The sequence below is a fragment of the Streptomyces sp. NPDC001604 genome (assembly GCF_042893475.1).
GTDB lineage: Bacteria > Actinomycetota > Actinomycetes > Streptomycetales > Streptomycetaceae > Streptomyces.
Genome location: NZ_JBIAUY010000004.1, coordinates 311664 through 331934 on the forward strand (window position 1 = coordinate 311664; position 20271 = coordinate 331934).

The window sequence follows — 20271 nt, forward strand, 5'->3', positions numbered from 1 at the left end:
CGTCGAGCCTAGACGGTCCGCAAGGTCCTGACCCCGCCGCCGGTCAGCAGCTCGACAATGCGCTCCCCGGCCGGCTTGCGGACCGAGGCGCCGCAGTCGGGGCAGGTGAACGAGTAGAACGTCGTACGACTGGTGGCACCGATCGCCAGGCGCAGGGCCGCGGCCGCGAGTTCGAAGCTGCCGCGGCAGTCGGGGCAGCCCGCCCTGAAGGTCACCGGGGTCACGCTTCTCATCCCGGCGAAGGCGGCCGCGACCGACATGCCCCCCGCACCAGACACCGACGACTCGCTCAAAGCCCCTGCTCCTCTTCCCTAGGCCGATCGCCTCCGGGACCCCGCGGCCGACGCCCCGTCCAGCTCACTCCCGCCTGCCGGACTACCCGTCCTGAACCGCAGGCCCTGTGTGCGGGTCCTGCGCCTCGATCCCGTCGTACGCCTCCAGCGCCTCACGGGCCGCCTGGCGGGCGCTGTCGGCGAGCTCGGGCGGCGAGACGATCCGGCCGTCCCGCCCGAGCCGCAGCGCCAGCCGCCGCAGCGACGCCGGGTCCGGGGTCCGCAGGGTGATACGCAGCCCGCCGTCCGCCAGCTCATCCGCGCTGTCGTGCGGGTAGTACTCGGCGACCCAGCGGCCGCCCGGGCCGACCTCGACGACGACCTCCGGATCCTCGGCGGCCGGCTGCACCAGCGCCTCCGACAGGTCCCTGAGCTCGATCTCGGGCGGCGCGGACGGCTCGTCCAGGATTTTGATCTCGGCGACCCGGTCGAGCCGGAAGGTGCGGCGCGCCTCGGAACGCCGGCACCAGGCCTCCACGTACGTGTGCCCGACGCTGACCAGGCGGATGGGGTCGATCTCCCGCTCGGTGAGCTCGTCGCGCGCGGGCGAGTAGTAGCGGATCCACAGGCGGCGGCGCTCCGAGATCGCACGGTCCACGTCGGCGAAGACACCGCCCTCGGACTCGAAGGTCACCGACAGCCGGGAGCTGGCTCCCGCCGCCTCACCGGCCGCGGCCTCCAGCTTGGCGTTGGCGCGCAGCAGCGCCTGCCGGTCGCTCTCCCGCAGCCCGGGCAGGGTGGACACGGCGCGGGCGGCCACCAGCAGCGCCGTCGCCTCGTCGGCGGCCAGCCGCAGCGGTTCCGCCACGTCGTCGGGGTTGTGCCACCAGATGCGCTCGCCGTCGGTGTCGATGTCGAGCAGGTCGCCGCCGCGGAAGCTGGTGCCGCACATGGGCAGCACATCCAGGTCGGAGACCAGCTCGTCCTCGGTGATGCCGAAGGCGCGCGCGACGTCCTCCACCCGGGCCCCGGGGCGCTCCTTCAGATACGTCACCAGGGAGAGCATCCGCCGGGTCTGGTCGATGGCGTTCACGGGCCTGACCGGTTTGCCTGCCACTGTCCTGCTCGCTCCCCCTCAGCCCTTGGCCACGGCCCGCAGCCGGTCCACCACGTCCGCACGCAGCTCGGCCGGCTCGAGGACCACCACGTCCGGCCCGAACTCCACCAGCCAGGCGTCCAGCCCGTGCCCGTACGGAATCTCCAACTCGTCCCAGCCGTCGCCGAGTTCCCGCACCGCGGTGGCCTTCGCCCGAAGGGGGTAGCCCGCGCCCGAGCGCAGCCGGATCAGGGCGGAGCGGTCGGCGGTCTCCCCCGCCCAGCTCGCCACGGTCTCCCGGACGGTGACGACATCGGGGATCTCCGCCGTGAACCGTCCGCTGCGGCTGCGTACCTTGCCGGTGATCCGCGACAGCCGGAACACCCGCTCGGCGCCCCGGTCGCGGTCCCAGCCGGCCAGGTACCAATGGCCGCGCCAGCACTCCAGCGCCCACGGCTCCACATGCCGGGGCTCGGGGTGGGCGGCGGTGGCCTTGCGGTAGTCGAAGACGACCGGGCGGCGATCGCGGCAGGCCAGCATCAGCGGCTCGAAAGCGACCTCGTGCACCGGGATGCGGGGTTCCAGGGCGCCGTGCGCCTCGTACGGGTCGACGTCCTCGGGCATGCCGGCCGCGCGCAGCTTCTGCAGGGCGCCGCTGGCCGCACCCGCCAGCCGGGCCTGCTGCCACACCTTGGCGGCGAGACCGAGCGCGGCGGCCTCCTCGGCGTCGAGCGTGATGGGCGGCAGGCGGTTGCTGTCCCGGCGGGCCAGATAGCCCACCTCGCCGTCGAGGTTCTCCACCGTCTCGATGACCAGGCCGAGTTCGCGCAGATCGTCCTTGTCCCGCTCGAACATCCGGCTGAAGGAGTCGTCACTGCCCGCTTCGAGGTAGGCCTCGATGGACTCACGAAGCTCGCGCTTGCTGAGCGGCCGCCGCGTCCCGAGCAGACACAGCGCCAGGTTCATCAGCCGCTCGGCCTTGGCAATGGCCATCGACGCCCTTCGCCTCCCTATGGTGCTTTACGACGATGACCGTACCGCCCCGAAGTGGCGTGGCAAAAGCCGAGGGCCCATGCCCGGACAGGCATGGGCCCCAGGTGATCGGGTCCGGTCGCGGCGGCGATCAGACCGCGACGAGGTCGACCACGAAGATCAGCGTCTCGCCCGGCTTGATCGCCGGGGTCGGGCTCTGGTTGCCGTAGGCGAGGTGGGCGGGGATCGTCAGCTGACGACGGCCGCCGACCTTCATGCCCTGCACGCCGAGGTCCCAGCCCTTGATGACGCGGCCGCCACCGAGCGGGAAGCGGAACGGCGTCCCGCGGTTCCAGCTCGCGTCGAACTCCTCACCGGTGCTGAAGGCGACGCCCACGTAGTGGACGGTGACGGTCTGGCCCGCCTGCGCAACAGCGCCGTCGCCCTCCCAGATGTCCTTGATCTCGAGGTCCGCCGGGGGCTCGCCGCCCGGGAAGTCGATCTCGGGCTTCTCGATGCTCACGTCTCTAGCTCCTGCTTGTCTGCGGAAAGGCAACACGCACAGTCTTACATCACCGAGCCGTTACATCTTGGCCAGGAGGTCGACCGTGAAGACCAGCACGGAGTCCTTCTTGATGCCGCTGCCGGCCGGCGGCTTGTCCCCGTAGCCCAGCTTCGGCGGGATCACGATGAGGACCCGACTGCCGACCTTCTTGCCGGTCAGACCCTCCCCCCAGCCCTTGACGACCTGCTGCAGGCCGAACGACGTCAGCGCCCCCCGGCTGTACGTCGAGTCGAACTCCTTGCCGGAGTCCCAGAACACGCCCTTGTACTGCACGAGCACACTGTCCTGCGCACCGACCACGGGGCCGTCACCCTCGATGATGTAGTTGGCCACCAGCTTGGTGGGCGCGGGCTTCTTCGGTACGTCGATGGAGGGCGCCGCACCGTCGGTGTTGGTGCCGACCTTGGGCAGCGCCGCGTCCTTCTGCGCCACGTCCGTGCCCTTGGCGGAGCTCTTGGCGTTGAACGTGGCCTGCACGTCCACCACGAACACCAGCGTGTCGGTGCCCTTGATGCCCGCCTGCGCATTGCCCGACGTGCCGTACCCCCAGGTGGGCGGGACGGCCATCTCGACGCGGCTGCCGGTCTTCTTGCCCGTCAGGCCGTACCGCCAGCCGTCGATGATGCTGCCCGCGGCGAGCTGGATGATCAGGGGCGTCTTGCGGTCGTAGGAGTTGTCGAAGACCTTCGCCGTGTTCCAGATCTGGCCGAGGTAGTGGGCCTGCACATAGTCGTTCTCCGCGATCGTCTGCCCGCCGCCCGCGATGAGCGTCTTGACCGCGAGGTTCTTCGACGGCTCGCCGGTGCCCTTGGCGACGGTCGGCTTCTCACCGAACTTCGTGCCCGCCGTGATCGCCGGCAGCGGCCCGTCGACGATCTTCGGGGGCGGCGCGGCGGACGTGGCCGGTGCGGAGGGCGACGGACTCGCTTCGGCCTTGCTCGAGGCGGACTTGTCGTCACCGCATCCAGCGAGTGTGACCAGTCCTGCGGGAACGGCGATGAGAAGGGAGCGTCGGCGCACGGTTAAGGCCTCGTATCGGTCGATCTTGTTGATGGCGTGCGCGCAACTCTACGGCGTGAGAAGGGCGCCGTACGGGAAACGTACGGCGCCCGTGTTGCGTTCCGGCCTTTCACCGGAACGCGTTGTTCACATAGCTCACATTCCTGCGATCAGCTTCTCCACCCGGTCGTCCACGGAACGGAACGGGTCCTTGCACAACACCGTGCGCTGCGCCTGGTCGTTGAGCTTCAGATGGACCCAGTCGACCGTGAAGTCCCGGCGCTGTTCCTGGGCCCTGCGGATGAAGTCACCGCGCAGCCGGGCCCGAGTGGTCTGCGGCGGAACGGACTTGCCCTCGAAGATCTTCAAGTCGTTGCAGATCCGCGCTGCTTGACCCTTCCTCTCGAGCAGGTAGTACAGGCCACGACGACGGTGAATGTCGTGGTACGCGAGGTCTATCTGCGCGACCCTCGGATGCGACATGGTCATGTTGTGCTTGGCCCGGTACCGCTCGATGAGCTTGTACTTCATCACCCAGTCGATCTCGGTGCCGATCCGGTCGAGGTCCTCCGCCTCGATCGCGTCCAGCGTGCGGCCCCACAGCTCCAGGACCTGCTCGACGGTGCCGGTGCGGATACCGCGGCGCTCGCAGAAGTCCACGGCCTTCTCGTAGTACTCGCGCTGCACCTCGAGGGCGGACGCCTCGCGGCCGCTCGCCAGACGCACCTTGCGCCGGCCCGTGATGTCATGGCTGACCTCACGGATCGCCCGGATCGGGTTCTCCAGGGTCAGGTCCCGCATCACCGTGCCCGCCTCGATCATGCGCAGCACCAGGTCGGTCGCCCCGACCTTGAGCAGCATGGTCGTCTCGGACATGTTCGAGTCGCCCACGATGACATGCAGGCGGCGGTAGCGCTCGGCGTCCGCGTGCGGCTCGTCGCGCGTGTTGATGATCGGCCTCGAACGGGTCGTCGCCGAGGAGACGCCCTCCCAGATGTGCTCGGCCCGCTGACTGACGCAGTACACCGCGCCCCGCGGGGTCTGCAGCACCTTGCCGGCACCGCACAGAAGCTGCCTCGTGACGAGGAACGGGATGAGAATGTCCGCGAGCCGGGAGAACTCCCCATGACGTGCCACGAGATAGTTCTCGTGGCAGCCGTAGGAGTTGCCCGCCGAGTCGGTGTTGTTCTTGAAGAGGTAGACGTCGCCCGCGATTCCCTCCTCGTGCAGGCGTCGTTCGGCGTCCACCAGGAGTCCTTCGAGAATGCGCTCGCCCGCTTTGTCGTGGGTGACCAGCTCGGTCACGTTGTCACATTCCGGTGTCGCGTATTCCGGATGTGAGCCCACGTCGAGATAGAGGCGGGCGCCGTTTCGCAGAAAGACATTGCTGCTGCGGCCCCATGACACGACACGGCGGAAGAGGTACCGCGCCACCTCGTCGGGAGACAGGCGGCGCTGTCCCCTGAACGTACACGTGACGCCGTACTCGTTCTCCAGCCCGAAAATGCGGCGGTCCATGACTGAACATTACGCCCGATCCCCTGAGCTGAAACGGGGTTCGACGGCACGGTTTGGATCATTTTCCGATGAAGCCGCAACCACCGCACGCCCCGCGGGAGCTGCAAGGACCCGCCCGGTGGCCAGCAGAACCAGCAGCGCCACGGCCCCCGCGACGCCCGGCACGGCGAAGCCCCACACGGCCCCGCCCCACTCGACGACCGGGCCCGCCAGGCCCGTTCCCACCGAGGAACCCACTGTGAACGTCGTCACAATCCACGAGAACGCCTCGGTGACCGTGCCGCGCGGCGCATGCCGGTCGACGAGGACGAACGCACACGCGAGACACGGCGCAAGGAAGAGCCCCGCGACCGCCGCGAGCACCGTCATCGCCACCGGACCGGGCATCAGAGTGAGCGGCAGATAACACACCGCCAGAAGCGCCACCAGCACCCGCAGTCGCCGCTCCGGCGCACCACTCCACTGCCGCGCCCCGTACGCCGTACCGCCCACGAGAGCCCCGAGGCCGATCGCCGCCATCAGCCAGCCGTACACCGCATCCCCGCCGTGTCCGTCCGCATACGCCACGGCCGCGACCGCAATGGACCCCAGCGCCATCCCCACCGCCAGAAACGCACCCAGCAGCACAAGGAGGCCCGGCGAGCGCAGCGCACCCAGCCAGTGCGCCTCGCGCGGCGCCGAACGCCACTCCCGCGACGGCGGCGACACCACCACCGACAAGGCACCCAGCACCCCGACCACGTTGAGGAGCACCAGCGCCACCCGCGCCGACCAGAGCGACACGCACAGCGTCACCAGCAACGGGCCGACGGTGAACATGACTTCCTGGGCGACGGCATCCAGCGCATACGCCGTCTGCACCTGACCCTCGCCGCGCAGCACCGACGACCACAGCGCCCGCAGACCACCCTCCAGGGGAGGCGTGAACAGCCCGGCGAGCGCCACGCACCCGTACGCGAGCGCCGGCGGATCGATGCCGACGAAGGCAAACCCGCACATGGCCAACGCGGAACCGAGCGCGGCGGGCAGCTGGACACGCGGCTGCCCGAACAGATCCACCAGTCGCCCCAGCAGCGGCTGCCCCACGGCATTGGCCACTCCGTACACCGCCGCGAGCCCGCCGGCCAGGCTGTAGGTTCCGCCCTCCGCCCGCACGAACAGCACGACCGCGATCGCGGCGACCGCACACGGCAGACGGCCCACCAGGGTGCCGGCGAGCAGGCGCGCGGCATGCCGCGTCCTGAGGATCTCCACGTATCCCGCAGCCATGTCCGCTTCCCCTCTCCCGGGCCGACGCCGGAAGTTTTACGTATAACGTCCGCTCCCATACGTACCATGTGCGCTGTTCACGAGTCCAGACGACGGACGTGAGCCGAAGGGCAGCCGGAACGCCCGGAGGCGAACCACCAGAAGACGACCAGAAGACCCGGAAAACAAGGAGCAGGCCCACGGTGGCACCCGGCAGCACCCGCCCCACCAGCCGCGACGTCGCCCAGGCCGCCGGCGTCTCCCAGGCCGCGGTCTCCCTCGTCCTCGGCGACAAATGGCGCGGCCGCGTCTCACAGGCCACCGCCGAACGCGTCCGCGAAGCCGCCCGCGAGCTCGGCTACCGACCCAACCTCGCCGCCCGCAACCTCCGCCTCGGCCGCACCCGCACCGTCCTCCTCGTCGTCCCGGCACTGACGACGGAGTTCTTCGCGGGCGTCTACACGGGCGCGGCCCGGGTGGCCGCCGACCACGGCTTCGGCGTCGTCCTCTACCCCTCCCCCGAAGGCATCGGCCCCGCCCGCGACCCCTTCGCCTCCGCCCAGGCCGCCCTCGACGGCGTCATCGCCTCCTCCATGGCCGCCGACGCCCTCACCGCCATCCGCGGCGACCAGCTCCCCCTCGTCATGCTCGACAGCGACCCGAAGGGCAGCCTCGGCGCAGCCACCGTGAACCTCGACATCACGGACGGCGTCCGACAGGTCGCCGAACACCTGCTGGGCCTGGGCCACCGCCACCTCCTGCACCTCGCGGCGGACGTGGCGTCCTGGACCTTCGAAGTACGCGCGCGCGAACTGGCCGCACGGGTCGCCGCCGTCCCCGGCACCTCCGTACGGACGGCTCGGGCACCGATCTCCATCGAGGGCGCCCTGACCGCCGCCGAAGCCGCCCTCTCCGCCCCCGGACCCCGACCCACCGCCCTCGTCTGCGACGACGACAAACTCGCCGCAGGCGCCTACAAAGCAGCCCGCCGCCTGGGCCTGCGCATCCCCGACGACATCTCCGTCACCGGCCTCGACGACCTCGCCCTCGCCACCGCCCTCGACCCCGAACTCACGACCGTCCGCCTGGACGCCGAACTCTTCGGCGAACGCGGCATGGAAGCCCTGCTCGCCGTCCTGGAGGGACGCGTGCCCGACGCAGGCGACATCCCCGTCCAACTGGTCGTACGAGGCTCGACAGCGCCGCCCAGCGGCCCCTGAACGCCCTGTGCCCCGGCCGCATCGACGACCGGGGCACACAGGAGCGGGATGGGGGTGAGGCGGCCTACTGGCCTACTCCTCGTCCGAGCCCTCCTCCGCACTGCTCTCGGCCTCCGTGGCCGCTCCGTCGGCCTCCAGGAGCCGGGACAGCTGCCGGCCCACGATCCGCTTGAACTTCCTCGCCTGCGGCCGCGTACGGTCCAGCACCGCGACCTCCAGACGCTCGGCGGGAATCTCCCGCTGCGTGCCGTTCGTGTCGCGGGACAGCGCCTGCACGGCCAGCTTCAGCCCCTCCGCGAGCGACATGCCCTCACGGTGCTGCTGATCGAGATAAGTGCTGATCTGCTCGGAATTACCACCGACCGCGACCGAGCCATGCTCGTCCACGATCGACCCGTCATGCGGCAACCGATAGATCTGATCACCCTCGGGCGTCTCACCCACCTCGGCAACGACCAGCTCCACCTCGTACGGCTTCTCGGCCGCACTGGAGAAGATCGTGCCCAGCGTCTGGGCGTAGACATTGGCAAGACCGCGAGCGGTCACGTCATCACGGTCATAGGTGTAACCACGAAGATCGGCATACCGCACACCACCGATCCGCAGATTCTCGTACTCGTTGTACTTGCCGGCGGCCGCAAAACCGATCCGGTCATAGATCTCGCTGAACTTGTGCAGCGCACGGGACGGGTTCTCACCGACGAACACAATGCCGTCGGCATACTGCAACACGACCAGGCTGCGACCACGGGCGATGCCCTTACGGGCGTACTCCGCCCGGTCGGCCATGGCCTGCTGGGGTGAGACATAGAACGGCGTCGACACCGGTTATCCGTCCCTTTCTGTCGAAGTCACGCGATCACCTTCACAAGAGCCGGTCACCCGGCTACAGCAGCGCGGCCCGCGGACCGTCGGGCTGCTCCAGCCGCCGCTCCAGGATCGAGCGGGCGATCTCGGAGGACTCCTCCTCGGTCAGCCGGCGGAAACCGTCCTCGGTGATCACGGTCACGATCGGATAGATCCGGCGGGCGACATCGGGACCACCGGTCGCCGAGTCGTCATCAGCCGCGTCATAGAGGGCCTGCACCACGAGCGTCGTGGCCTGGTCCTCGGACAGGTCGTCACGGAAAAGCTTCTTCATGGCACCGCGCGCGAAGATCGAACCGGAGCCCGTGGCCGCATACCCGTGCTCCTCGGAGCGGCCGCCCGTCACGTCATAGGAGAAGATGCGCCCCTTCTCACGGTCCACGTCGTAACCGGCGAAGAGGGGAACCACGGCCAGGCCCTGCATGGCCATGCCGAGGTTGGAACGGATCATGGTCGACAGCCGGTTCGCCTTGCCCTCCAACGAGAGCTGCGCCCCCTCGACCTTCTCGAAGTGCTCCAGCTCCAGCTGGAACAGCTTGACCATCTCGACGGCGAGGCCCGCCGTACCGGCGATACCGACGGCGGAGTACTCGTCGGCCGGGAACACCTTCTCGATGTCCCGCTGCGCGATGATGTTGCCCATGGTGGCGCGACGGTCACCGGCCAGCACGACACCGCCCGGGAACGTCACGGCCACGATGGTCGTGCCGTGCGGCGCCTCGATGACGCCCTGCGTCGGGGGCAGCTGCCGGTTGCCCGGCAGCATCTCCGGCTGGTGCTCGGACAGGAAGTCCATGAAGGACGACGAGCCAGGCGTCAGGAAGGCAGCTGGTAGACGCCCGGTGCTACGAGTGTTGGCTTCCACGCGATTCCTTCCAAGTAAGCGGCGGCCCGACGGACAGCGTCGGGGTCATCTCCCAACTTGCCGATGGCCGAATTGCAGTTGAAGCACAGTACGCCTCGGACCCTACCCGTCTCGTGGCAGTGATCCACATGCACGGCCGGAGCTTTCAGGCAGATCACACAGAGCCCCATTTGAGAGGCGATCATCTCGTCGCGGTCGGCTTCGGTGATGCCGTAGTGGCGCTTCAGATGGCCTGCTCGCCCCTTCATCGCCTTGCATGACTTGCAGAGGGTCGCGAAGCCGTCCGAAGCGCTGCGATTCCGCGTCCACTCACTGTGCGGTTTGATCTCGCCGCACGTGCGGCAGTACTTGTGGCCCGCAGGAACATCCACTCGCGGCCGCACGTTGCGTCCCTTGGCCACCTGCCGCGCCTGGTGGTACGCGGACGCCCACTCCCTGCAATAGACCTGCAGCCCATCACGCATCGCCTTGTTCCTTGCGAAGGCTGTCCGAGGTTTGTCCTCCTCGCACCTCGGACAGCGCTTCACACCTTGCTCTTCTTGCACTCGACGCCCCCGCTAGCCGCAAGCCTTCGATTCGAAGGGAAACGAGGCTTACTGCCCGCCTTTTTGCACAAAGGAGCGCACGAAATCCTCTGCGTTCTCCTCGAGCACATCATCGATTTCGTCCAGGACGGAGTCCACGTCGTCGCTCAGCTTCTCCTGGCGCTCCTTGAGGTCGTCGGATGCCTGAGCATCCTGCGCCTGCTCCTCGACCTCCTCCGTGGAGCGCGTCGCCTTCTGCTGGCCGCCGCCGGTGTCCTTGGTCGCCATAACCCCTCACCCCGCTCGGTTCGACGTTCTTGATCAGACCCTACAAGCAGGGTCTGACATCGGCCCCGCAGTTGCTACAACGTACGGGGGCCACCTCGATGATTCCCTGACGTTGGACTTTCCACCCTGTCCGGCCGGTTCGGCCCTGGCGCCTGCTCAGCCGCCCGACAGCACCCTGACCAGGTCTTCCGCCGTGCGGCAGCGGTCAAGGAGCTCCTTGACGTGATTTCGCGTTCCGCGAAGCGGTTCCAGGGTTGGGACGCGTTGGAGTGAGTCCCGGCCCGGGAGGTCGAAGATCACGGAGTCCCAGGAGGCCGCCGCGACGTCGTCCGCGTACTGCTCCAGGCAGCGTCCGCGGAAGTAGGCGCGGGTGTCCTCCGGTGGCTTCGTACGGGCCCTCTCGACCTCGTTCTCGTCCAGGAGGCGCTTCATGCGGCCGCGGGCCGCGAGACGGTTGTAGAGGCCCTTTTCGGGGCGTACGTCGGCGTACTGGAGGTCGAGGAGGTGGAGCTTGGCGGCGTCCCAGTCGAGGCCGTCGCGGCGGCGGTAGCCCTCCATGAGCTCCCGCTTGGCGACCCAGTCCAGTTCGCCGGCGAGGCTCATGGGGTCGTTCTCCAGGCGGTTGAGGGTGTCCTCCCAGCGGGCGAGGACGTCCTTGGTCTGGTCGTCGGCGTCGGCGCCGAAGCGTTCCTCGACGTATTTGCGGGAGAGCTCGAAGTACTCCATCTGGAGCTGGACGGCGGTGAGTGTGCGGCCGCTGCGGAGGGTGACCAGGCGCTTGAGCGTCGGGTCGTGGGAGACCTGGTGGAGGGTGCGGACGGGCTGGTCCACGGCCAGGTCGACGGCGATGAAGCCGTCTTCGATCATGGACAGGACGAGCGCCGTCGTGCCCAGTTTCAGGTACGTCGAGATCTCGGAGAGGTTCGCGTCGCCGATGATCACGTGCAGGCGGCGGTACTTCTCCGCGTCGGCGTGGGGCTCGTCGCGTGTGTTGATGATCGGGCGCTTGAGGGTGGTCTCGAGGCCTACCTCGACCTCGAAGTAGTCGGCGCGCTGGCTGAGCTGGAAGCCGTGTTCGTGGCCGTCCTGGCCGATGCCGACGCGGCCGGCGCCGGTGACGACCTGGCGGGAGACGAAGAAGGGCGTGAGGTGGCGCACGATGTCCGAGAAGGGGGTTTCCCGTTTCATCAGGTAGTTCTCGTGCGTGCCGTAGGAGGCGCCCTTGTTGTCGGTGTTGTTCTTGTAGAGGTGGATCGGCTGGGCGCCGGGGAGTGCGGCGGCCCGTTCGGCGGCTTCGGCCATGATGCGTTCGCCGGCCTTGTCCCAGAGGACGGCGTCGCGGGGGTTGGTGACCTCGGGGGCGCTGTATTCGGGGTGTGCGTGGTCGACGTAGAGTCGTGCGCCGTTGGTGAGGATCACGTTGGCGAGGCCGATGTCCTCGTCGGTGAGCTGGCTGGCGTCGGCGGCCTCGCGGGCGAGGTCGAAGCCTCGCGCGTCGCGCAGCGGGTTCTCCTCCTCGAAGTCCCAGCGGGCCCGGCGGGCCCTGTGCATCGCCGCCGCGTAGGCGTTGACGATCTGGGACGAGGTGAGCATGGCATTGGCGTTGGGGTGGCCGGGGACGGAGATGCCGTACTCCGTCTCGATGCCCATTACTCGCCGTACGGTCATGCGGCCCTCCTTGCCCGGCGGCGCCCTCGGTCGGGGACGCTGCTCAAGTACCGCTGGCGCTCCGGTGCGTGTGCGGTGCCCGTCCCCGCACTGCGCGACTCGGCGGTACCGAAGAGCCTAGAACGGCTTTGCGCTGGTGGGGAGATCATTTGCGTCATTGCCTTGCGCGCCTCTTGTTGCGGTCTTGGCCTGAAAAACAGTCGACTGCGGGTACCCGGTGAGGGCACCCGCAGCCGCCCTGTTTTTTACAGGTACTGACCGGTGTTCGCCACCGTGTCGATGGAGCGTCCGGTGTCGGCGCCCTGCTTTCCGGTGATGAGGGTGCGGATGTAGACGATCCGTTCGCCCTTCTTTCCGGAGATTCGGGCCCAGTCGTCCGGGTTGGTGGTGTTGGGGAGGTCTTCGTTCTCCTTGAACTCGTCCACGCATGCCTGGAGGAGGTGGGAGACGCGGAGGCCCTTCTGGTTGTGGTCGAGGAAGTCCTTGATCGCCATCTTCTTGGCGCGGCCGACGATGTTTTCGATCATGGCGCCGGAGTTGAAGTCCTTGAAGTAGAGGACTTCCTTGTCGCCGTTGGCGTAGGTGACCTCCAGGAAGCGGTTTTCCTCGGATTCTGCGTACATGTGCTCGACGGCCGTCTGGATCATGCTTTCGACGGTGGTCGTCTTGCTGCCGCCGTGTTCGCCGAGGTCGTCGGCGTGCAGGGGGAGGCGTTCGGTGAGGTACTTGCCGAAGATGTCCTTGGCGGCTTCGGCATCGGGGCGCTCGATCTTGATTTTCACATCAAGGCGGCCGGGTCGCAGGATGGCGGGGTCGATCATGTCCTCGCGGTTGGAGGCGCCGATCACGACCACGTTCTGCAGGCCCTCCACGCCGTCGATCTCGGCGAGCAGCTGGGGGACGATGGTGTTCTCCACGTCCGAGCTGACGCCGGAGCCCCGGGTGCGGAAGAGGGACTCCATCTCGTCGAAGAAGACGATGACGGGTGTGCCCTCGCTGGCCTTCTCTCGCGCACGCTGGAAGACGAGGCGGATCTGCCGCTCGGTCTCACCGACGTACTTGTTGAGGAGCTCGGGGCCCTTGATGTTGAGGAAGAAGCTCTTGCCGGCGGCCTGGCCGGTCACCTCGGCGACCTTCTTGGCCAGCGAGTTGGCGACGGCCTTGGCGATGAGCGTCTTTCCGCATCCGGGGGGCCCGTACAGCAGGACGCCCTTGGGCGGCCGCAGTTCGTGCTCCTTGAACAGGTCCGGGTAGAGGTAGGGCAGCTCGACGGCGTCGCGGATGGCCTCGATCTGGCCGCCGAGTCCGCCGATCTGCTCGTAACCGATGTCGGGAACCTCTTCGAGGACGAGTTCCTCGACCTCGCTCTTCGGAACGATCTCGTAGACATAGCCGGATCGGGGTTCGAGCAGCAGGGCGTCACCAGGGCGGATGTTCACGTCCAGCAGTGGCTCGGCGAGCCGTACCACCCGCTCCTCATCGGTGTGCCCGAGCACCAGGGCGCGTTCGCCGTCCTCGAGGATCTCCTTGAGGGTGACGATGTCCCCGACGCGCTCGAACTCCATGGCCTCGACCACGTTGAGCGCTTCGTTGAGCATTACTTCCTGGCCGCGCCTCAGTTCTTCGAGGTCGACGCTGGGGCTGACGTTCACGCGGAGTTTGCGGCCTCCGGTGAAGATGTCGGCCGTGCCGTCCTCGTTCGCCGTGAGGAAGACTCCGAAGCCGGCCGGTGGCTGTGCGAGCCGGTCGACTTCTTCCTTGAGGGCCACGATCTGGTCGCGGGCCTCACGGAGCGTGTTGGCGAGTCGCTCGTTCTGGGCGGACACGCCGGCCAGGTTGGTCTGCAGCTCGACGATCCGCTCTTCGAGAATCCTCGTGTGTCGCGGAGAGTCGGCGAGCTTGCGTCGCAGGACGGCGATCTCCTGCTCAAGGTAGGCAATCTGCCCGGCCGGGTCGTCGGACCCTCGTCCCGGGCGGATGCCGCGGTTCATGTCGTCGTCGTGGGCTGCCACGGTCCTCACCTCCTCCAAGGGGAGCTGGACGCTTCCAGACCCTACCTGGGTGGGTGTCGATTGAAACCCCTAGATCACAAAGACGGTAGGGGCGTGTCCGATCTTGCCCCTTGCGCCGTTCCTCACGCCAGGGGAATACCCATTCATCAACCTTCGAAAGCAGGCGGTAATCAGCGATGGGGCGTTCAACACCCATCGGTGTCGAGCCTAGTTGTTGACGCCGCGCACCTGCGAACAGGAGCGCGGCGGCTTGGCGCAGGGCGCTCGGCGGGCCCTGGGGCTTCGTCGTGCGCCACTGATGTGATGTGGCTGGACGGGGCAGACTCCTACGGCGGTTTTCGGCCACTGGGCGGGCTTGCGCGGCGGTCGGAGGCTCTCCAGAGGGGCGCCCACCAGGCGAAGAGGTGTTCGAGGCGTGCGGTCCGGCGTGTTTTCGCCGCTGCCTGCTCGGCTGTCGTTTGGAACCCGGAATACCCACCGGACAGGGCGGGGAAGCCGCCGGAGGTAGGGTCGAAGCGGTCAACATCCGTCGGAGCCGACCCGGTTTTCGGCGGCTCGACAGCCGAACGGCAGGAGAGATGAGCGTGCAGCAGGAGGTCGCGACCGGCGGCGAGGAGCTGGAGGTCTGGATCGACCAGGACCTGTGTACCGGCGACGGCATCTGCGCCCAGTACGCGCCGGAGGTGTTCGAGTTGGACATCGACGGCCTGGCCTATGTGAAGGGCGCGGGCGACGAACTGCTGCAGGCCCCGGGCGCCACAACACCCGTGCCGCTGCCGCTTCTCACGGACGTGGTGGACTCCGCCAGGGAGTGTCCGGGTGACTGTATCCATGTGCGTCGGGTTTCGGACAAGGTCGAGGTGTACGGGCCAGACGCAGAGTGACGTGACGGACACGGACCGCCACGACTGTCTGTTTTCTCACACCGGCCCGGTGGCCCGGCTCAGACGCTGTGCGCGCCCGCGGAGGTGGAGCGCGTGAACGCGCCGTTCTTCCACTGCCACTTGGCACTCTGCGTCACGTCCGGGCAGCAGCGGGGCACGTCGTCGGACGAGTAGCCGAGCAGCGTCGCCGCGACGGCTCCGTCGTGTACGGCGAAGTCGCTGACGGTGTCGCCGGCCTTGGGGTCGAGCAGGGTCGCCACCACGCGTGGCTTGCCGTCCGTGGCGCGGGTGAGGACGTACACGCCGTCGGGCGGGGTGCCCATGGGGGCGTCGCAGTGCACGACGGCCACGGTTTCGGGCTTCCCGTCGCCGTCGAGGTCACCGGTGGCCTTCTTCTGCACGACCGCTTTAACCGGGCCGCAGGCGAGCGGGAAGTCCACTCCTGCGGTGCTGGGGGCGGTGGCCGTGTGGACGGTCCCGGCCCGGGGGTCGGCGGGCTGGGCCGCCGTCGCGGAGTTGGGCTGCAGAAGCGAGGAGAGGGCCATGACGCCTGAGACGGCCGTGGCGGTGGCCACCCAGTGGATGGGGCGGGTGTGCGTGTGTGCCAGTTCCGGGACGGCGGATTGCTGCACTAGGAGTGTCTCCTGTGAGGGCTGTGCCGGTGGGGGTGGCCTGCATCGTGCCACACGTCACAGTGCGGGGGAACGGCGGGGTGTTCGGTTCCTCGAATGAGTGATGCCGGGTTTATCCGGTTTTATGGCGCGGTGTCAACAGAAGGGCGCTGCGGCCGAGTTGCGGATGGTGTCCGGGAACTCGGCGGCAGCGCCCTTTCGTTGAATGCGGTGTGCGGCCGCGTCAGCGGCCGCCTCCGTCGGCGTTGGGGCCGGCGTAGTCCTCGCCGTAGGCGCCCTTGGCGGGGCGGCGGCGGCGCATGGGGGGCTCGACGCCGTCGGCGAGGCGGCGGGCGGTGAGCAGGAAGCCGGTGTGACCGATCATCCGGTGGTCGGGGCGGACGGCCAGGCCCTCGATGTGCCAGTTGCGGATCATCGTCTCCCAGGCGGTCGGCTCGTTGAAGGAGCCGATCTCGCGGATGGACTCGACGGTCCGGGCGAGCTGGGTGGTGGTGGCGACGTAGCAGCACAGGATGCCGCCGGGGACGAGCGCCTTGGAGACGGCCTCCAGGCACTCCCAGGGGGCGAGCATGTCGAGGATGACACGGTCGACGTCGGTGTCGGAGAGGTTGTCCTGGAGGTCGCCGACGGTGAGCTGCCAGGCGGGGTGCGGGCCGCCGAAGTAGCGCTCGACGTTCTGCTGGGCGATCTCGGCGAAGTCCTCGCGGCGCTCGTAGCTGTGCAGCATGCCCTGGTCGCCGATGGCGCGCAGCAGGAAGCTGCTGAGCGAGCCGGAGCCGACGCCGGCCTCGACGACGCGCGCGCCGGGGAAGATGTCGGCGAAGGCGAGGATCTGCCCGGCGTCCTTGGGGTAGACGACGGCGGCCCCGCGGGGCATGGACAGGACGTAGTCGGGGAGCAGGGGGCGCAGCGCGAGGTAGGCGACGTTCCCGGTGGTGCGGACAACGCTGCCCTCGGGAGCGCCGATCAGTTCGTCGTGCGGGAAGGAACCCTTGTGGGTGTGGAAGTTCTTCCCGGCCTCGAGCGTGAACGTGTAGTGGCGGCCCTTGGGGTCGGTCAGCTGAACCTGGTCCCCGACCTTGAAGGGCCCGCGCCTGCGGGCGGCACCGGTCGGTTCGGACATGTGAACAGCCTACCGGGGTTTGCGGGGGCCGCCGACCACTAGGACGAGGGCCTGGCCATGGCTTTCACGAAGGCGCGCTCGACGTCTGCGGCGGACAGCACGCCGTAGATCTCGCCGGTCTCCTCGACCACCAGGTATTCGGTGGCGGGGGTGGCGCGCAGGACGTCGAGGAGGTCCTCGCCGGCGAGTTCGGCGGAGACGCGCATGCCCTCGGTGAGGTCCTGGGCGAGGCCGCTGACGGCGACCCAGGGGCGACGGTGTTCGGGTACGCCGACGATGGCGGCCTCGCGGACGAGGGAGAGGGGGTTGCCTTCGGGGTCGACGACGACGAGGGCACGGGCGCCGGCGGCGTTGGCGCGGCGCAGTGCCTCGGACAGGGGGGTGTCGGTCGCGACGGGGACGGCGCGGCGGGTGAGGTTGCGGGCGCGCAGTTCCGGCAGGTGTTCCCGGAGGCGGGCCATGCGCAGGCTGTTGCCGGCGCCGGTCCAGATGATCGCGGCGAGGATGGCGGCGAGCAGGGCGTCGGTGACGGTGTCCATGCCGACGCTGTCCTCCGCGGTGGTGCCGAGGGCGCCGGACTGGGTGAGCAGCGGGAGGCCGATGAGGACGGAGACGGCGAGGGCGCGGCCGACCCAGGCGGCGGCGATGGTGCCGGTCATGGGCCTGCCGGTGATCTTCCAGACGACGGCGCGGAGCATGCGGCCGCCGTCGAGGGGCAGGCCCGGCAGGAGGTTGAAGGCGGCCACGATGAGGTTGGAGATCATCAGCCCGGCGAGCAGGACGCCGGGGACGGTGCCGGGCTCGACGGGCTGCAGGGCGACGTAGAAGAGGCCCGCGAGGACGAGGGAGAGGAGGGGGCCGACGAAGGCGAGGACGAATTCGCGGCCGGGGGTCTCGGCTTCTTTCTCGATCTCGGAGACGCCGCCGAAGAACTGGAGCTGGATGCGGCGGACGGGGAGTTTGAAGCGGAGGGCCGCGACCGTGTGGGCCAGTTCGTGGACGAGGACGGAGGCGTAGAAGGCGACGGCGAAGAAGAGGGAGACGAGGTAGCGGGCGGCGCCGAGTTCGGGCAGGACGCGGTCGAGCTGGCCGCCGAAGACCCAGGTGATCAGGGCGGCGACGAGGAACCAGCTGGGCGCGACGTACACGGGCACGCCGAAGGGGCGGCCCATGAGGAGGCCGCCGCCGGGTTCCCGGGGGCGCTTGGGCGGGCGGTTCCTGGCGGTGCCGGAGTGGGCGAACGTGCGCTCGTCCGCCGGGCCGTTCGCAGCGGGGCCTTCCGCGGGGCTCTTTTCCGGGGCGGGCGTCTCGTCTGCGGCGGGCCGGTTCTCGCGCTCGTCGCTGTCGGCGGTGTCGTTGCCGTCGTCCGGCGCGGGGTGGTCCTCGTCGGCCGCAGGAGGCTGTTGGTCGGCCGGGGTGGGCGCGGGGGCCGCCGGGGACGCCGACCCTGCGTGGTGCTCGGCCGGCTCGTCGGTGCCGGACCGCGGCTGCCCGCTCCCGCCGCTCTCGTCCACGATGTCCCCTCGTTCGAAGCGTGTTCCGCGCCTGCCGGGCGGAAGGGTCTCGGGTCGATGGTATGCGGCCGTCGGGACGGGTTCCGCCCCGGCACCCCCTCTCTTTCCCCAGGCGTCGCAGCTGCCACAGGCCCCCACGGGCGGGTCACTGTCAGTGGCGGGCCGTATGGTCTGGGGCATGGAGACGAGTACGGAGGGCGCGGCGGAGGCCCCCAGCAGCGAGGTGGCGCAGGCGGATGCGCCGGTGGTGGTGGAGTCGGCGGAAGCGGCGCCGCCGGTCGACACGGCGGGCCCGGGCCCGCGCGTCGCCATAGCGCCCGCCAGTCTGTCGCCCTCGCGGGCCAGTGACTTCATGCAGTGCCCTCTGCTCTACCGGTTCCGTGTCATCGACCGGCTGCCCGAGAAGCCGAGTGAGGCGGCGACCCGGGGCACGCTGGTGCATGCGGTGCTGGAGCGGCTCTTCGACGCTCCGGCCGCGGAGCGGACCGCGCCGCGCGCCAAGTCCCTGATCCCCGGGCAGTGGGACCGGCTGCGGGAGAGCCGGCCGGAAGTGGTGGAGCTGTTCGAGGACGATCCGCAGGGCGAGCGGCTGGCGCGCTGGCTGGGCGAGGCGGAGCAGCTCGTCGAGCGCTGGTTCACGCTGGAGGATCCGACCCGGCTGGAGCCTGCCGAGCGGGAGCTGTTCGTGCAGGCGGAGCTGGATTCGGGGCTGATGCTGCGCGGGATCATCGACCGGGTGGACGTGGCGCCCACGGGTGAGGTGCGGATCGTCGACTACAAGACGGGCAAGGCACCCCGTCCGGAGTACGCCGAAGGGGCGCTGTTCCAGATGAAGTTCTACGCCCTGGTGGTGTGGCGGCTCAAGAACGTGGTGCCGAGGCGGCTGCAGCTCGTGTATCTCGGCAGCGGTGACGTTTTGACCTACGACCCCGTCCTCGCCGACCTGGAGCGTGTCGAGCGCAAGCTGCTCGCGCTGTGGGAGGCGATCCGGCAGGCCACGGAGTCGGGCGACTGGCGCCCGCGTCCCACCAAGCTGTGCGGCTGGTGCGACCACCAGGCGCACTGCCCGGAATTCGGCGGTACTCCCCCGCCGTATCCGCTGCCGGTCAGAGCCGGCGAGTAGAGCCCGCCGGTCGCCCGAAGGGCGGGGCAGCGGGGCGGCACCTCCGTCAGCGGCGGGGTTTGTTCACGGGGTCCGAGGGCGGCCGAGTCCGTGGACGTCTCGCAGGGCAGAATGGGGCCGGACTAGCGAAGGAGACTTACGTGGCCATCCGCGTCCTACTGGTCGACGACCAGCCGCTGCTGCGTACCGGCTTCCGGATGATCCTGGAGGCCGAGCAGGACATCGCGGTCGTCGGCGAGGCCGGAGACGGCCTCCAGGCCCTCGACCAGGTGCGGGCGCTGCAGCCCGACGTGGTCCTGATGGACATCCGTATGCCTCGTATGGACGGGGTGGAGGCGACCCGGCAGATCACCGGGCCCGGTCGGGACGGCCCGGCGAAGGTGCTGGTGCTGACCACGTTCGACCTCGACGAGTACGTGGTGGAGGCGTTGCGGGCCGGGGCCAGCGGCTTTCTGCTGAAGGACGCGCCGGCCAACGAGCTGGTGCAGGCGATCCGGGTGGTGGCCGGCGGCGAGGCCATGCTGGCGCCGAGCATCACCCGGCGGCTGCTCGACAAGTACGCCACGCATCTGCCTTCCGGGGACGAGCCCGTGCCGGACACGCTGCACACGCTGACCGAGCGCGAGGTGGAGGTGCTGAAGCTGGTGGCCCGCGGGCTGTCCAACGCGGAGATCGCCGCCGATCTGTTCGTCAGCGAGACCACCGTCAAGACGCATGTCGGGCACGTGCTGACGAAGCTGGGGCTGCGTGACCGGGTGCAGGCCGCGGTGTATGCGTACGAGAGCGGGCTGGTGCGGCCGGGCGCCCAGTAGCGGCGGCTGTGCGACACGAAGGGCGCCCTCTTGCACAGAGGGCGCCCTTCGTCTTCGTACGGCCGTCGG

20 protein-coding genes are annotated in these 20271 nt (G+C 69.2%); 4 read left to right on the forward strand and 16 right to left on the reverse strand.

The genetic code is table 11. The features are described from left to right. Window positions 1–8: 8 nt before the first annotated feature. The 7 genes from ACFY1E_RS14525 to ACFY1E_RS14555 all read right to left on the reverse strand — a co-directional run bounded on the left by ACFY1E_RS14525 (window position 9) and on the right by ACFY1E_RS14555 (window position 6691). Entirely contained in the window at window positions 9–293 is a 285-nt protein-coding gene (locus ACFY1E_RS14525; RefSeq protein WP_266953660.1) for a hypothetical protein, read from the reverse strand. An 82-nt stretch (window positions 294–375) separates the two neighbouring features. After that, the gene (locus ACFY1E_RS14530; RefSeq protein WP_389075460.1) at window positions 376–1389 is read right to left on the reverse strand and encodes a helix-turn-helix transcriptional regulator; all 1014 of its coding nucleotides are present in this window, start codon (window positions 1387–1389) and stop codon (window positions 376–378) included. Between the two features lie 18 nt (window positions 1390–1407). Further along, entirely contained in the window at window positions 1408–2361 is a 954-nt protein-coding gene (locus ACFY1E_RS14535; protein WP_389075463.1) for a helix-turn-helix transcriptional regulator, read from the reverse strand. Between the two features lie 130 nt (window positions 2362–2491). After that, on the reverse strand, window positions 2492–2863 hold the full coding sequence (locus tag ACFY1E_RS14540; RefSeq protein ID WP_030945962.1) for an FKBP-type peptidyl-prolyl cis-trans isomerase: 372 nt from the start codon (window positions 2861–2863) through the stop codon (window positions 2492–2494). Between the two features lie 60 nt (window positions 2864–2923). Further along, window positions 2924–3925: an FKBP-type peptidyl-prolyl cis-trans isomerase gene (locus ACFY1E_RS14545; RefSeq protein WP_389075465.1), complete on the reverse strand. Its 1002-nt coding sequence runs from the start codon at window positions 3923–3925 to the stop codon at window positions 2924–2926. Window positions 3926–4060: 135 nt separating this feature from the next. After that, complete coding sequence (gene pafA, locus ACFY1E_RS14550; RefSeq protein ID WP_059196529.1) at window positions 4061–5422, reverse strand: Pup--protein ligase; 1362 nt, start codon at window positions 5420–5422, stop codon at window positions 4061–4063. A 9-nt stretch (window positions 5423–5431) separates the two neighbouring features. Next, window positions 5432–6691: an MFS transporter gene (locus tag ACFY1E_RS14555; protein ID WP_389075468.1), complete on the reverse strand. Its 1260-nt coding sequence runs from the start codon at window positions 6689–6691 to the stop codon at window positions 5432–5434. A 182-nt stretch (window positions 6692–6873) separates the two neighbouring features. Here ACFY1E_RS14555 and ACFY1E_RS14560 point away from each other — a divergent pair, with 182 nt between their 5' ends. Next, a complete protein-coding gene (locus ACFY1E_RS14560) occupies window positions 6874–7890 on the forward strand; it encodes a LacI family DNA-binding transcriptional regulator (RefSeq protein WP_389075470.1) in 1017 nt (338 codons plus the stop codon). A 72-nt stretch (window positions 7891–7962) separates the two neighbouring features. On the opposite strand, the gene prcA is transcribed toward ACFY1E_RS14560, so the two are convergent. From prcA to arc, 6 genes are all read right to left on the reverse strand, one after another. Then, a complete protein-coding gene (gene prcA, locus ACFY1E_RS14565; protein WP_351466197.1) occupies window positions 7963–8715 on the reverse strand; it encodes a proteasome subunit alpha in 753 nt (250 codons plus the stop codon). Between the two features lie 61 nt (window positions 8716–8776). Next, window positions 8777–9622, reverse strand: a complete 846-nt coding sequence (prcB, locus tag ACFY1E_RS14570; RefSeq protein ID WP_389075473.1) for a proteasome subunit beta — start codon at window positions 9620–9622, stop codon at window positions 8777–8779. Continuing rightward, complete coding sequence (locus ACFY1E_RS14575; RefSeq protein ID WP_389075475.1) at window positions 9574–10086, reverse strand: endonuclease VII domain-containing protein; 513 nt, start codon at window positions 10084–10086, stop codon at window positions 9574–9576. Before ACFY1E_RS14575 ends, prcB begins: the two co-directional genes overlap by 49 nt. Window positions 10087–10215: 129 nt before the next feature. Beyond that, window positions 10216–10434 carry a ubiquitin-like protein Pup gene (locus tag ACFY1E_RS14580; protein WP_108011740.1) on the reverse strand — a complete coding sequence of 73 codons (219 nt, stop codon included), beginning with the start codon at window positions 10432–10434 and terminating at the stop codon, window positions 10216–10218. Window positions 10435–10590: 156 nt separating this feature from the next. Continuing rightward, window positions 10591–12102 carry a depupylase/deamidase Dop gene (gene dop, locus ACFY1E_RS14585; protein ID WP_351466190.1) on the reverse strand — a complete coding sequence of 504 codons (1512 nt, stop codon included), beginning with the start codon at window positions 12100–12102 and terminating at the stop codon, window positions 10591–10593. A gap of 245 nt (window positions 12103–12347) precedes the next feature. Then, the gene (gene arc / locus ACFY1E_RS14590) at window positions 12348–14114 is read right to left on the reverse strand and encodes a proteasome ATPase (protein WP_099927637.1); all 1767 of its coding nucleotides are present in this window, start codon (window positions 14112–14114) and stop codon (window positions 12348–12350) included. A 578-nt stretch (window positions 14115–14692) separates the two neighbouring features. Here arc and ACFY1E_RS14595 point away from each other — a divergent pair. Then, window positions 14693–14998: a ferredoxin gene (locus ACFY1E_RS14595; protein ID WP_389075479.1), complete on the forward strand. Its 306-nt coding sequence runs from the start codon at window positions 14693–14695 to the stop codon at window positions 14996–14998. A gap of 59 nt (window positions 14999–15057) precedes the next feature. Here ACFY1E_RS14595 and ACFY1E_RS14600 read toward each other — a convergent pair whose 3' ends face one another. From ACFY1E_RS14600 to ACFY1E_RS14610, 3 genes are all read right to left on the reverse strand, one after another. Further along, window positions 15058–15630, reverse strand: coding sequence for a hypothetical protein (locus ACFY1E_RS14600; protein ID WP_389075481.1), 573 nt, complete (start codon window positions 15628–15630; stop codon window positions 15058–15060). A 223-nt stretch (window positions 15631–15853) separates the two neighbouring features. Continuing rightward, window positions 15854–16753 (reverse strand): tRNA (adenine-N1)-methyltransferase, encoded by a 900-nt coding sequence (locus ACFY1E_RS14605; protein ID WP_020939007.1) that lies wholly within the window; start codon window positions 16751–16753, stop codon window positions 15854–15856. A gap of 38 nt (window positions 16754–16791) precedes the next feature. Beyond that, window positions 16792–18267: a site-2 protease family protein gene (locus tag ACFY1E_RS14610; protein ID WP_389075484.1), complete on the reverse strand. Its 1476-nt coding sequence runs from the start codon at window positions 18265–18267 to the stop codon at window positions 16792–16794. 178 nt (window positions 18268–18445) lie between these two features. Here ACFY1E_RS14610 and ACFY1E_RS14615 point away from each other — a divergent pair, with 178 nt between their 5' ends. Both ACFY1E_RS14615 and ACFY1E_RS14620 read left to right on the forward strand, forming a co-directional pair. Next, the gene (locus tag ACFY1E_RS14615; RefSeq protein ID WP_389075486.1) at window positions 18446–19390 is read left to right on the forward strand and encodes a RecB family exonuclease; all 945 of its coding nucleotides are present in this window, start codon (window positions 18446–18448) and stop codon (window positions 19388–19390) included. Window positions 19391–19530: 140 nt separating this feature from the next. After that, complete coding sequence (locus ACFY1E_RS14620) at window positions 19531–20202, forward strand: response regulator transcription factor (RefSeq protein WP_099927643.1); 672 nt, start codon at window positions 19531–19533, stop codon at window positions 20200–20202. Window positions 20203–20271: the final 69 nt, after the last annotated feature.